Annotated in this window: 14 protein-coding genes; all 14 read left to right on the top strand. The window is 41.7% G+C overall.

The genetic code is table 11. The features are described from left to right. Nucleotides 1-138 precede the first annotated feature (138 nt). The 14 genes from AB5916_RS10795 to AB5916_RS10730 all read left to right on the top strand — a co-directional run bounded on the left by AB5916_RS10795 (nt 139) and on the right by AB5916_RS10730 (nt 13772). A complete protein-coding gene (locus AB5916_RS10795; protein WP_368190761.1) occupies nt 139-1587 on the top strand; it encodes a serine hydrolase in 1449 nt (482 codons plus the stop codon). 142 nt (nt 1588-1729) lie between these two features. Beyond that, nucleotides 1730-2107, top strand: coding sequence for a RidA family protein (locus AB5916_RS10790; RefSeq protein ID WP_158420643.1), 378 nt, complete (start codon nt 1730-1732; stop codon nt 2105-2107). A 148-nt stretch (nt 2108-2255) separates the two neighbouring features. Further along, the gene (ispF, locus tag AB5916_RS10785) at nt 2256-2747 is read left to right on the top strand and encodes a 2-C-methyl-D-erythritol 2,4-cyclodiphosphate synthase (protein WP_368190810.1); all 492 of its coding nucleotides are present in this window, start codon (nt 2256-2258) and stop codon (nt 2745-2747) included. Next, entirely contained in the window at nt 2744-4153 is a 1410-nt protein-coding gene (gene cysS, locus AB5916_RS10780) for a cysteine--tRNA ligase (RefSeq protein WP_368190759.1), read from the top strand. The genes ispF and cysS overlap by 4 nt, the downstream gene beginning before the upstream one ends. Next, the gene (locus AB5916_RS10775) at nt 4138-4560 is read left to right on the top strand and encodes a Mini-ribonuclease 3 (protein WP_158420646.1); all 423 of its coding nucleotides are present in this window, start codon (nt 4138-4140) and stop codon (nt 4558-4560) included. Before cysS ends, AB5916_RS10775 begins: the two co-directional genes overlap by 16 nt. Nucleotides 4561-4577: 17 nt before the next feature. After that, nucleotides 4578-5309, top strand: a complete 732-nt coding sequence (rlmB, locus tag AB5916_RS10770) for a 23S rRNA (guanosine(2251)-2'-O)-methyltransferase RlmB (protein WP_158420647.1) — start codon at nt 4578-4580, stop codon at nt 5307-5309. A 26-nt stretch (nt 5310-5335) separates the two neighbouring features. Continuing rightward, nucleotides 5336-5932, top strand: coding sequence for an RNA polymerase sporulation sigma factor SigH (gene sigH, locus AB5916_RS10765; protein ID WP_173726451.1), 597 nt, complete (start codon nt 5336-5338; stop codon nt 5930-5932). A gap of 408 nt (nt 5933-6340) precedes the next feature. After that, nucleotides 6341-6844, top strand: coding sequence for a SipW-dependent-type signal peptide-containing protein (locus AB5916_RS10760; RefSeq protein WP_368190757.1), 504 nt, complete (start codon nt 6341-6343; stop codon nt 6842-6844). Beyond that, nucleotides 6841-7536, top strand: a complete 696-nt coding sequence (locus AB5916_RS10755) for a hypothetical protein (protein ID WP_368190756.1) — start codon at nt 6841-6843, stop codon at nt 7534-7536. The genes AB5916_RS10760 and AB5916_RS10755 overlap by 4 nt, the downstream gene beginning before the upstream one ends. A gap of 116 nt (nt 7537-7652) precedes the next feature. Next, on the top strand, nt 7653-8330 hold the full coding sequence (locus AB5916_RS10750) for a hypothetical protein (RefSeq protein WP_368190755.1): 678 nt from the start codon (nt 7653-7655) through the stop codon (nt 8328-8330). Then, nucleotides 8314-9588, top strand: a complete 1275-nt coding sequence (locus AB5916_RS10745; RefSeq protein WP_368190754.1) for a hypothetical protein — start codon at nt 8314-8316, stop codon at nt 9586-9588. Before AB5916_RS10750 ends, AB5916_RS10745 begins: the two co-directional genes overlap by 17 nt. Next, the gene (locus AB5916_RS10740) at nt 9585-10076 is read left to right on the top strand and encodes a signal peptidase I (protein WP_368190752.1); all 492 of its coding nucleotides are present in this window, start codon (nt 9585-9587) and stop codon (nt 10074-10076) included. Before AB5916_RS10745 ends, AB5916_RS10740 begins: the two co-directional genes overlap by 4 nt. 2 nt (nt 10077-10078) lie before the next feature. Then, entirely contained in the window at nt 10079-10714 is a 636-nt protein-coding gene (locus AB5916_RS10735) for a hypothetical protein (protein WP_368190751.1), read from the top strand. Continuing rightward, complete coding sequence (locus AB5916_RS10730) at nt 10707-13772, top strand: SpaA isopeptide-forming pilin-related protein (RefSeq protein WP_368190749.1); 3066 nt, start codon at nt 10707-10709, stop codon at nt 13770-13772. Before AB5916_RS10735 ends, AB5916_RS10730 begins: the two co-directional genes overlap by 8 nt. The last annotated feature ends 25 nt before the right edge of the window (nt 13773-13797 follow it).

Below are 13797 nucleotides of genomic sequence, written 5' to 3'. Positions count from 1 at the left end.
GCAATTACTCTGTAATGTTCCTATTACATAAAACGCTCCGCAAGGATGAGACTAGTGCAGTGAAAATTAAGGCAAGCCAATATGGTGGTTACTTAATATTCACTGTATTAGATGCATAAGGAATATAAGGAGCAGTATATGAAAAGATACGCAAAAGTGATAGCCGTGGCTGTGGCAGTACTGGGGATCGTTATTTTTACAGTTAAGCCTCAGGCTGCTGCTGGTGGCAGTCTTTTGTCTGTTACAGAGGAAGCACAGGTGCGTCCTATCCAGGACGGAAGCGGGATGTATCTTCTGAAAAGCGATGGATTTTATTGTCTGAAAGAAGATGGATCCAGAGATAATCGTCCAGCCGTTCATTATTTCAAGAATTTTACTATCGATGGGACTGTTTTTGAAGGATACTATTATCATGATGAAAGTGGGAAATTTCAGGCTCATGTGCCATATTTGGCTTATCTGAAAAACCTTTCTGTTTCATCTGAGGAAGACGGATATACAGCAGATGGATGTTATATGATCAATAATCTGGGCAGGATTTCTGCTGCACCTCAGATCAGGTATATCCAGCAGCTGACTCTAAATGGAAAAACCTATGATTCCTATTATTATTTCGATGAAAACGGCAAGATGAATACAGATCCTGGGATTTTTTATATTTCAATGGATTCAAATGGCAGAAGCTTTGATGGATATTATTATTTTGGAGAGAACGGGGTACTGGCTTCAGAGGCAGGGACCACTTCCCAGGGTTATGTATATGATGCAGATGGCAGGATTCAGAATATGGATGAGGGCGGCATACAAAGGCTGAAGCTATCTTTGCAGGAAATGGTAACAGACTTTGAAGGGGAATGGAGCATCTATGTAAAAGATCTTGGAACAGATGACAAGCTGGTGATCAACAACCAGAGGATGGCATCCGCCAGCCTGATCAAGGCCTTTGTAATGGCCGAGACCTATGATAATATGGATGTGGTTACACAGAGCGAAGAAAGCATCCTCAAGAAAGACGCTGGCAGTAAGGAGATATCAAAGAAGATAGGAACCCTTCTTAGTAATATGATCACAGTCAGTGATAATGAATCATTTAATGAACTGGTTCGTCTTCAGACCAAGAAATACGATTTTGCAGCTGGTGCCAGAAAAATCAATCAATATCTTAAAGCAGAGGGTTATCAGGATACGCAGGTGCTTCATACGCTTGCTCCCTCATCTACAACACCGGTTGGAATCGGAGAGAATAATACCACTTCTGTGAAGGATTGCGGACTTTTGCTGGAGAAGATCTACAGGGAAGAGTGCGGAAGCCGTAAGGATTCACAGGCAATGCTGGAACTGCTGCTTGGGCAGAAGAATCGTACCAAGATTCCGCAGGTGCTGGATGCATCTGTAACGATTGCAAATAAGACTGGGGAAACAGACACTACCCAGCATGATATAGCCATTGTTTATGGAAATCATACAGATTATATTTTATGTGTGATGTCAGAGAAGTGTCCTAAGGAAGAGGATGCCATAGATGATATACGGAAGATTTCTGCTATGGTTTATGAATATTTGGAAAATGTGCCGGAGGGAAGCTGACTCTTTCTCCTCAGGAAAATAGCTTGACCAGACTTGCTATATGATATATTATGATGAATAAAGGTAACTATTCAGCAGGCAGTATCCTGTGAGGTACTGAATAGTTATAAAAAAGAAAAATCATTTGAAAGGAGAATGACAAATGAAAGTAGTTTATACAGATAAGGCACCGGCAGCGATCGGACCATATTCCCAGGCAATTATTCTGAATGATATACTGTTTACATCCGGACAGATTCCGGTTGATCCTGCTACAGGAGAGCTTGCAGGAGATACGATTCAGATTCAGGCTGAGCAGGTAATGAAGAATCTGGACGCTGTTCTTAAAGAGGCAGGGACATCTTTTGAGAATGCAGTTAAGACTACTTGTTTTCTTGCTGACATGGGTGATTTTGCACAGTTCAATGAAATATATGCAAAATATTTCGTGAATAAGCCAGCCCGTTCCTGTGTTGCAGTAAAAACACTTCCAAAGAATGTTCTCTGCGAAGTAGAAGTGATTGCAGCCATCGAGAAATAATCAGGCACATAAATAAATGATAAAAGCCGGGATACATCCGATTAGCTGATAGGATATTCCCGGCTTTTCAGCTTAAAAAGAAAGAGTGTAACTATTCAGCAGGGGAATGCATTTTGTACTGAATCGTTACGAAAGAGGAATACTGACAATGAGAATCGGAATGGGATATGATGTTCACAGGCTGACGGCTAACCGTGACCTGATTCTTGGAGGAGTGAAGATCTCATGGGAACTGGGATTGCTTGGGCATTCAGATGCGGATGTGCTGCTTCATGCTATTATGGATGCACTGCTTGGTGCGGCTGCACTTGGGGATATAGGTAAGCACTTTCCTGATTCAGATCCGGCCTATTCCGGTATTTCCAGTCTTGTGCTGCTTTCCCATGTGAAGAAACTAATAGATTCCAGCGGATATGAGGTTGGGAATATTGATGCGACGATTATTGCCCAGAAGCCCAAAATGGCACCCCATATTCCGGAGATGATCAGGAATGTGGCAGAAACATTGGAAATACCTGTGTCCTGTGTGAATATTAAGGCTACGACAGAAGAAGGCCTTGGATTTACAGGAAGGGGAGAAGGGATCGCTGCCCAGGCAGTGTGCCTTCTGAATAATAAGATGGAGGAAAGAGAATCATGAAGCTTTATAATACACTGACCCGCAGGAAAGAGGAATTTGTTCCTCTGGAAGAGGGTAAAGTAAAAATGTATGTCTGCGGTCCTACCGTATATAATCTGATCCACATTGGAAATGCCAGACCTATGATTATTTTTGATACTGTCCGCAGATACTTTGAATATAGAGGGTATCAGGTAGAATATGTGTCAAACTTTACAGATGTGGATGATAAGATCATCAAAAAGGCACTGGAAGAAGGTGTAAGTGCACAGGAGATTTCCGAACGCTATATTGCAGAATGTAAAAAGGATATGGCAGGAATGAATGTAAAGCCTGCTACTGTTCATCCACAGGCTACTCAGGAAATCGACGGGATGATCAGTATGATCCAGACCTTAATGGATAAAGGCTATGCATATGCAGCAAATGATGGTACCGTATATTTCAGGGTAAAGAAATTTAAAGAGTACGGAAAGCTGTCCCATAAGAATCTGGATGACCTCCAATCTGGTTTCCGTGCACTTCAGGTATCTGGTGAAGACCAGAAAGAAGATCCCTTGGATTTTGTGCTTTGGAAACCAAAAAAAGAAGGCGAACCTTACTGGGAATCTCCATGGTGCAAAGGACGTCCGGGCTGGCATATAGAGTGCTCTGTAATGTCTAAGAAATATCTTGGTGAAGAGATCGACATTCATGCAGGTGGGGAAGATCTTATTTTCCCACATCATGAGAATGAGATTGCCCAGAGCGAGTGCTGCAATGACAAGATTTTTGCACGTTACTGGATGCATAATGCATTCCTTAACATTGATAACCGTAAAATGTCCAAATCATTGGGTAATTTCCGTACAGTCCGTGAGATCAGCCAGCAGTATGATCTTCAGGTACTGCGTTTCTTCATGCTGAATGCACACTACAGAAGTCCGCTGAATTTCAGCGCAGATCTGATGGAGGCATCAAAAAATGCCCTGGAGCGTATTGTGGAGGCAGCTGGAAAGCTTGCGGACCAGAAAGACCATGCAGCAGTCAGAGAAGCTTCTCAGGAAGAAAAAGAATTTATCAAAGAATCTGAAAGCTTTGTTACAAAATTTGAAGATGCCATGGATGATGATTTTAATACAGCAGATGCTCTGGCAGCAGTTTTTGAATTGGTTAAATTTTCCAATACAAATGTAACAGGAGAAAGCTCAGCAGAGTTTGCAGGGCAGTTGTTCACTACAATGAAGGATCTGTGTGAAGTTCTGGGACTGAACGTGGAGAAAAAAGACGAAATTCTTGATAAAGAGATTGAAGATCTGATCCAGGAGCGCCAGGAAGCAAGAAAGTCCAAGAACTTTGCAAGGGCTGATGAGATCAGAGATGAACTTCTTGCAAAGGGGATTCAGCTTAAAGATACACGCGAAGGTGTAAAATGGAAAAGAATTTAGATAATCTTAAACAGCAGTTTCAATTGGAGGATAGGGACCTTAGGACCTATTCTCCCTTAACACTGGCATATATTGGAGATGGTGTTTATGAACTGATCATACGGACCATTTTGGTTAAGCGTGGAAACTGTCCGGTGAACCAGCTTCACAAAAAAGCCAGTAGCCTTGTAAAGGCGTCTGCCCAATCTGCAATGATCGAGAAGATCGAGCCTGTACTTACAGAGGAAGAGCATGGAGTTTATAAAAGAGGCAGGAATGCCCATTCAGGTACAATGGCCAAGCATGCCACAATGTCTGATTACAGAAGGGCCACTGGGTTTGAAGCGCTTGTAGGGTATCTTTATTTAAAAGAGGATTTTTCAAGGATCCTTGAACTGGTAAAGCTGGGATTACCCCAGGAATATTAAGGTGAAAGAGGAATAATATGAGTGAGCAGATAGAGGGACGCAATGCAGTAATGGAAGCATTTCGTTCAGGACAGGTGATCGACAAGCTTTTTATTTTGGATGGGTGTCAGGATGGTCCGGTAAGAAGTATTGCTCGTGAAGCCAGAAAAAAAGACACGATTATCAATTACGTGCCAAAGGAGCGGCTGGATCAGTTAAGCCAGACAGGCTCCCATCAGGGAGTGATCGCCCAGATTGCTGCCTATGAGTATTCTACCGTAGAGGATATTCTGGAAAAAGCAAGAGAAAAGGGCGAGCCGCCATTTATTTTCCTGCTTGATAATATTGAGGATCCGCATAATCTGGGAGCAATCATCCGGACTGCAAATCTGGCAGGGGCGCATGGAGTGATCATTCCCAAAAGAAGGGCAGTGGGCCTTACAGCTACCGTTGCCAAAACATCTGCAGGTGCATTGAATTATACACCGGTGGCAAAAGTAACAAATCTTGGAAAGACAATTGATGAACTGAAAGAGGCCGGTATCTGGTTTGTATGTGCAGATATGGATGGTGATAGGATGTATGACCTGAACCTGAAAGGTCCTATCGGTATGGTGATCGGTAATGAAGGAGAAGGAGTCAGCCGTCTGATCAGAGAAAAATGTGACTTTACAGCAGCGATTCCTATGAAAGGGGATATTGATTCTCTGAATGCTTCAGTTGCTGCAGGTATACTTGCATACGAGATCGTTCGTCAGCGACTTTCCTGAAACGCCTGTAAAGGGCAGGAGGAATTATGGAACAGTACAGTAAATATAGTGATGAAGAGCTGATTCAAAGACTGCGTGCCGGTGAAACGGGAATTGCGGATTATCTGATCGAAAAATATAAATATCTTGTACGGCGGAAAGCCAGAGCAATGTTCCTTATAGGCGGTGATACAGATGACCTGATTCAGGAGGGGATGATTGGGCTTTTTAAAGCTGTCAGGGATTATCATCCGGGAAAGGAAGCTTCTTTTGTTACCTTTGCACAGATGTGTATTGACCGTCAGATTTACAGTGCTGTTCAAAGTTCCAACAGACAGAAACATATGCCATTAAATACCTATATTTCGCTAAGCCAGGAGGATGAAGAAAGCCCCCTGGCGCAAGCATGGGTTGAAACACCAGAAGAGATCATCATTGACAGGGAGAATACCCGTGCCTTGGAAGATGAAATCAAATCTGCTTTAAGCCCAATGGAAAATACAGTGTTAAATTATTATTTAGAAGGAAAAAGCTATGCAGATATCGGGATGCTGATGGACAAGAATCCTAAGTCTGTAGACAATGCTTTACGAAGGATCCGCACAAAGATCCGTAATTATCTGGAAAAGAAATATGTTCTGTAACATTTTTTTTTAGGTGTGAAAAGTTTTAGGCTTTTTTTATAGATCTTTATAGTTCTTTCATTGACTTTTTTTCTCTATTTGGTAAGATATAGCCATCTTATAAATATTTCAGCGTTACATTTCATAAATCTAATTTCTTTTGATCTTAATCTGATCATTTTTTCATTTTTGTATCTTTTTAATTGCAAATATGTACTATTTATTTTTGCACATGCCGGAGCATGTACATGTCTTTTTTCATTTCTGGAGGTGATTCCCTTGTGCTGATTCAGTAATTCTATGATTACAGTGTCAAAAGGTTTGATCTCACCTGTGCTTGCACAAGGGCGGGAGAATGACTTTTACTTCTGAAAAAAATGAACTTGAAAGGAGCTAAATAAAATCTATCAGAAAATGAAAAAAAAAATCATGATCTTATTTGCATTGGGGTGTATGACAGTTCTGGGAGCCGGGGCAGTTACCTATGCCTATCTGACTGATGATGATGTGAAACAAAATGAAATAAGGGCAGCAGAAAATAAAGTACACATAGAAGAAGAATTTAAGCCACCGGAGGATCCGCAACCAGGCGATGTGATCGTCAAAAAGCCCTGGGTAGTCAATGACAGTAAAATTCCTGTCTATGTACGGATCAGAGTGCATTTTTCGGATTTGCGTGGGGAGTCACAGTGTGAACCTTTGCAGATCCACAGAAAATGGAGCCGGCAAGAGGATGGCTACTATTATTATGATAATGCATTGGCAGCAGGTGAAAAGACAGAGCCCTTATTTGAAAGAATTCAGTTAAAGCCGGATTTGATAAAAGAAGAAATCTGTCCATTCGATCTGATTGTTTATACTGAATCTGTCCAGGCTTACGGATTTACAAATGCAGAGACTGCATTTGCTGCGCTTGATGGAGGGAAAGAATGAGGAAAAATATAAAAGCTATAGGGCTGCTTCTGGCGCTTGCCTGCATTTCAGGGGCACTTTATCAGGGAACAGGTGCTTATCTGACAGATGAAAGAAAGGTTGTGAATCATCTGGATTTTGCAGGAGCGAAAGGGATGCAGGCAGTTCTTACAGAGCCGGCATGGGAACCGGAAAAAGGCCTGTTGGTGATTCCGGGAATAAAGCTTTTGAAGGATCCACAGGTTACGAATACATCGTCTATTGATATGGATGAACTGGTAGCTTTGAAAGTGGAATTTGTTTATACCAGGGATTCTGATGAAAGAAAAAAAGGAGAACAGCTGACAAAGGAAGACATGAAGCTAGTTAGCCAGGTATTCGAGATTGATTACAATTCAGATGATCCAAAGAAGGCAGATTGGGTCCGGTTTAAAGGAGAAAGCAGGGAAGATGTCAGGCAGTGCTTTTATTATAAAAAAGTTCTTGAACGTCAGCTTCCGGAGAAGGGAGAAACAACGGTGCCATTATTTACACAGGTACAAGTAAGGAAAGAAGTAAACAATCTGATGGCTGAAAAGATCAGGCAGATAGGCGGTGTGGAAATCAGAGTTTCAGGAAGGGTGCTTCAGCAGATGGAAGGGGAAAGGTATTTTGGACTAAACAGTCCAGAAGAGGCTTATCAGGCAGGATTGTTCCAGGAACTGGAATTGTAGAATGAAATATGTGGAAGGATTGTTGCAGGATGAAGAAAAATAATTTTTTACTAAGGGCAGGGAAAATAGTGATTTGTATATGCCTGTGTACGGCTGTGTTATGGAAAGGTGACACAATGTCTTTTTTTACAGATAAAGATGAAAAAATCAACCGTTTTACCACAGGCAACCTGACGGTAGGATTGAAAGAACCGGAGTGGGACCCCAAAAAGGATAATGATGGTAAAAATCTATATCCGGGGTGTACCTTATATAAAAATCCTACAGTTAAGAATATTACAGATAGCAGTCATGGGGAAGAACCCTGTTATGTACGGATGAAGGTGGAAATCCTGGACAAACAGGGAGAACCGATTTCTGACATGGAAAAACTAAATCTGATTTATAAAACAATATATTATGATCCGGAATTTAAAGGAAGCTATACCAATACAGGAGAATCAATTAAGCTTGTACAGAACCGGAAACCAGGATATTCCCTGAAGGAGATGACTTCTTATTCTATGATAAACCCATTGTGGGAAAAGGATACATACAGATCCGGGAAAGCAAGTCTTATTTTTAATTATAAGGGAAAAGACGGAACCGGAATTTTGAATAATGGAGAAGAGTCTATGCTTTTTACCACGATTGTGATACCAACCGATTGGGATAACCGTCAGATTCAATTGGTGGATGGCTACAGGCTGGATATTTCTGTACAGGCAGTTCAGGCACAGGGAATCACTGCACCAAAGGAGGCCTGGGCTGTTATGGATCAGTTAACAGGAGGTGCAGATGAAAAAGATATTTAAAAAAATAATGATTACAGCGTCTGGAGTTCTTTTGCTTACCTGTACGGCAGCAGGAGCGTGGAAAATCTCCGGAAGATCCAGAAATGTTCTTATCACAGCTTCTTTTTCCAATCGGATCATTGAGGAATATCAGATACCAGATCATGTGAATCCAGGCCAGAAGATTTCTAAAATCGTGAATGTGAAAAATACCGGAACACGGGATAGCTTTATAAGACTTCGCATTACCGGAGTTCTGGGGAAAAGGAATACAGAAGATCAGCTGGTACCGGATCCATCCTTGGATCCGGCTATGATACAAATGGAGTTTAATACGGAAAAATGGAAGAATCTGGGGGATGGTTACTGGTATTATACAGATATTCTGGAACCGGGAAAGACGACAAAGGAGCCGCTTTTAAAAGGCTTTTGGCTTCGTAAGGAAGCAGACAACCAGTATAAGGGGAAGGATGGGGAAATCCTTGTTGAATTAGAAAGCATACAGGCTTCAAGCACAGCACTGGAAGATCTGTGGAAGGTAAAGAAAGAAGTTCTGGGGGTATCAGAAAGCAAATGCAGAGCCTGCGATACGGTAACAAAGGTTACTGTGAAGAAAGATTCTAAGATTGTGATCAATGAAGGAGATGCAGATCTGTTTGCAAATTTTAAAGACCTTCTTCCAGGATGCGCAAGGACACAGAGCATAAAAATAAATAATCAAAGTGGAAACAGTATGGATCTGTATCTGAAAGCAGAGGATAATTCCGGGAAATCGCAGACAGGCGTGATGAAGAAAAAGATAGAGACCTTTCTTGGAAAATATGTATTTATACAGGTAAAGGAAGGAAATAAAGTGCTTTACCAGGGTGCTGTGAATGGAAAAACGAAAGGATCAGGACAACCTTTGACAAAAGGGATTTTGCTTGGGAGGTTTTTGGGAAAAACAAAAAAGGAACTGGTTGTGAAGCTTTGGGTGAATACGGAAATGGGCAATGAATACCAGAATCTTACCGGAAAAGTAGACTGGGTTTTTTATGGTGAAGAAACTGATCCGAACAATAAAACAGCAGACGATGCAGGAAAAAATGATCAGGTAGCGAATCCTTCATCATATGGCAATGCTGATACCAAAATGGGTATGTCAGCCAGGATCAGCCCTAAAACAGATGACAGTTCAGAAATATCAGCCAATTTATGTCTTCTGGTACTTGGAATCAGTATGATAGCAATATACAAAAAGAAGGCAGTTGAATTTAAGAAAGGAAATCCGGAAAAATGAAAGACATTCGATCCTGGTTGGTGAGAATGACGGAAGGGGTATTCTATCTAGGCATGTTTATGATGGCTGTTCCTGTGGTTTTAGGAATGCAATGTTATACGGTGATTTCCGAAAGTATGGAACCTGAAATTCCAAAAGGCGCTGTGATTTATGTGAGAAAAATATCCTTTTCCAGGATCAGACCAAAGGATGTGATCACATACCGGATAGGGCAGAAGGAAGGTACGGTCACCCACCGGGTGGTAAGGATTGACGAAAAAAGAAAGGTGCTGTTTACAAAAGGGGACAGAAATGAAATTCAGGATGCATGCCCGGTGAAAGAAGAGCAGATCCAGGGAATCGTCAAAGGGTGTATACCTGTAGTGGGATATGGAATTTTGTTTTTTAAGACAAAATGCGGGATGGTGACACTGATAATTCTTCTGGTATTGGCAGAAGGGATCTGTCTGTTTATGAAAAGAAAGGAGAAGCAGAAACATAAATGCTGAAGGTGAACAGAAAAAAATATAAGATTTTAGCAGCAGTGGGGATGGGAACCTGTCTTATCGCAGGAGGCACATCAGCAGCTTATTTAAAAGATGCGGTTGGAGAGGTGCAAAATGTGATCACTGTAGGAAACATAAAAGCTGTATTAGAGGAACCCCACTGGAATCCGGAAAAGAAAATGTATTTACATCCTGGTGAGAGTACCCAAAAGGATCCGGTTGTGAAAAATACAGGGTTAAATGAGGAATATGCGTTTTTGGAAGTCCGTATACCGAAAAGAGAGATAGCTGTTGTTAATGACGATACAAAGATGAAAATGAACAAGGAATCAAGAGCGGTATTTACCTTTGAAGCAGAAAAAGGCTGGGAACTGGTGAGGCAGAAAGAACAGGAAGATCAGCAGGTCTATGTTTATGGATATCCGGAAATCTTAAAACCAGGAGAAAAGACGGAGCCTTTATTTAGAAATATTCGTGCGGTGAATTATCTGGAAGGGGATCTGAAAGGAGATGAGCTGCTAAAGGTTCAGGTAAAAGCGCAGGTGATCCAGACAAATGTGGAGGGAAAAAGCCTGTCGTTGATTTATCAGGAATTTTTGAAACAGGAGCAGACAGACCAGAAAGGGGAATCGTATGTATAATAAGAAAAAGAAAGGCAGGATACGTCTGCTTGCAGGTATGGTGGCTGTTTTGCTTTTGGCAGGAAGTGGTCTTGGATATGTACAGGCGGAAAATACCGAAAGCCGGAATGGGCAAAGCAGCCAGGAACTGGAAGAAACTTATCAGAATTGGGAAATCCAGGATGTTGATGAAAGTCTGTCCGAGAATAGTGGGGATGATTTAGCATCTGATCTTGAAGCTGCTGCTGAAATATCTGAAATACCTGAAGAAATTGAAGACGTGGAAGAGGTTATGGAAGAAACGGATTTACTCAACCAACAGGAAGCAGATGAAGAGTTTTCTGATGAGAATGGAGAAATCCATGAGCATATAGAGGATGAACTTGCTGATCCGGATTTGAAAAATGAAATAACTGCAGTAACAGAAGGCAAAGCCATCATTTCATCCGGATCTGAATACAGGCTTGTAACTGCCGGCAGTGAAGTTTATAAGGGAAACTATAATCTTCTGGGAGACTCTAATAACAGAAAGAAATTCGTATTTGTTCCTTTTAACAATGCAGGAAATGATGTTGCATATCTGGAAGTGGGAGGTGTGATCTATTTTGTCCCCAGGAACATGAATGCGGCGGGAAAGTATGGATTTCTTGTGCAGAATGTAGGGTTTAACAGTGAAATGAACTGCGGATTGGATATGCGTTTTACAGTTACAGGATATAAGGATTATGTGCTGGATGATAATGGAAATGGAGTATCGGGAATATATCCTGCTTTTGGATTCTGGAAAAAATATGGTTTATGTTTTGCATTTGGCGGAGCTGATCAGAATATCCGGATAGAGATTCTGAAACATGGAACAAGCATACCGGTAAAGGGGGATTATAGTTTTCGCTGGCTGGATATTGATGCAGGCCAGAGATTCGGGATCCGTCTCCTGGATGGTACCTTGGCAGGACGATATGCAATGAAAAGCTGTTCTGCTTACTATCAGAATGATTTTCCCCGGTTTAATCAGACCTACCAGATGGTGAATGCTGCTCAGAATACAGATTATCACGGAAAAACAGGAAAATGGATAGATGGTACTGTATATTGGGAATTGAAGGATTGCTCAAAATTGAATCTGTTGATCGCAACAGCTGGTAACTCTAAACAGGGACGCAGACCGGCAGAATCCAGTAGGGAGAAATATGCACAATACAGCACCGGAAAATTTCCTGAGGATACAGGAGTAGATATGGGGCTGCTTGCCTGGGATGGGGAATCTTATGGCGCAAGAGAGAATCCTCAGAAGATTTACAAATATGTAAGCAATACGGAGGTAAGCCTGGCAGAACTGGCTGGAAAAACGGAAAATCTGATTGGAGCAGCAGGCGATTCATTTTATTACTATTTGACAAACCATGTTCCCGTAGAGGCACCTGCATACTATTATAACCAATATACTATTGCGGATATGCTTCCGGTGGGAGCTGCTTATGATGGATCAGTACAGGTAATCAAAGGAGAGACCGGGGAAGATGTTACCGGATGGTTCCAGATTTCTACAGAAGGTCAGGGCATCACCTTTCAGTCGGTACACTTATCCAATAGCGACTTTTATGGCTCCACATATATTTTTAAAATACGGGTCAGGATGGATACAAGTCAGCTTCAACCTACACCAGAAGGTAATTATCTGGTTTACCGGATTTCCAATAGTGCATCAGTCACAAGTTGTCATAAAACAGATACACAGGCGAAGACAGCTGTTTCGCAGCCGGTGTACACTATATTAAAAGAACTGGGAAAAGGAAAAATCTGTATCCGTAAAACGGATGCCGCCGGGAAAGAACTTCCTGGAGCCCTGTTTGAGATCCGGTCTGCTGAAAATATTTATTCTCCGGCAGGAGCTTTACTTCTGGAGGAAGGGACGATAGTGCAGCAGCTTACTCTAACATCCGGGAAAGGGATTTCAGACCCATTATATGCCGGAAAATATACGGTGTCTGAGATAAACCCACCAGCAGGTTACTGTGCAGATCCGACTCCCCAGACTGTAGAAGTGAAAAGCACCGGATATGAAAACCAGCCGTCAGAAGCTGTATTTATTAATAGTCCGACCACAGTATATCTGAAAAAAGTATCTGAGCGTCTGGATGGGGAAAATGAGTATACACCATTACAGGGCGTAGGTTTTATGGTCTGGAATAAAGATAGTGGAAAGGAAACAGGACAGAAACTTTTTACAGATTCACAGGGGCTTATACTTTTAAGTGGATATATTCCTGGCACCTATTGTTATCAGGAAACCAACATACCGGAAGGCTATGCCGGAGACCTGATATCCGGAGAATTTGTGATTGATGAAAAAGGGCTGTGCCAGGGGGAGAAGGAGCATGTGATCCTGGTAGAAAATTCCTGTATTAAAGCGGAATTCCTAAAAGTTGATAAAAGTACCGGACAGCCGATTTCAGGTGCAAAACTTCAACTGACAGACGACAAAGGAACAGTAGTTGAAACATGGGTTTCCGGTGAAAAACCATACAGGATCTACCGGATACCGAAAGGCCTTTACACATTGACAGAATTGGAAGCACCCGCAGGGTATAAAAAAGGAAAACCAGTAACCTGTCAGATAGAAGCAAGTGATCAGCTTCAGTCCTTCAGGATTATGAATGTAAAGTATGTAACTATAAAACTGCAAAAGACCATTCATAGTGAGGAAATCGTAAAGGCGCATGGAACGCCATGTTTCTTTCTGGGAGTCGCAGGCCAGGATCTGGATGGAGAATCATATACTCTGTTCAAAGAAGTACGTTTTCCTGAGGTTGGGATCCAGGAGAAAAAAGAGTATTCTGTGATGATAAGTTTTCAGGTGCCAGCCGGGCAGTATCAGGCTTTTGAAGAAAAAACAGCCAGATATATGCTGGAAGAAATACGAAATGTGAAAAATGGAAGTATAACTGCAGATGGCTGTGTAGACTTTCAACTGTCTGGGAATCAGGATGGAGAAGCGGAATTTGTGAATAAAAAAGTAACGGATGAATATTTAAGTCACACGGATTTTGTAAGAAATGTGATCATTCCGGCCAAGTGAAAAAATAAGTGGTGCCAGACAAAAA

The sequence above is a fragment of the Blautia sp. 1033sp1_1033st1_G9_1033SCRN_220408 genome (genome assembly GCF_040929965.1).
Taxonomy (GTDB): domain Bacteria; phylum Bacillota; class Clostridia; order Lachnospirales; family Lachnospiraceae; genus Blautia_A; species Blautia_A ammoniilytica.
The sequence above is the reverse complement of the archived record's forward strand: the minus strand, read 5'-3'. Positions and strand labels throughout refer to the sequence as shown.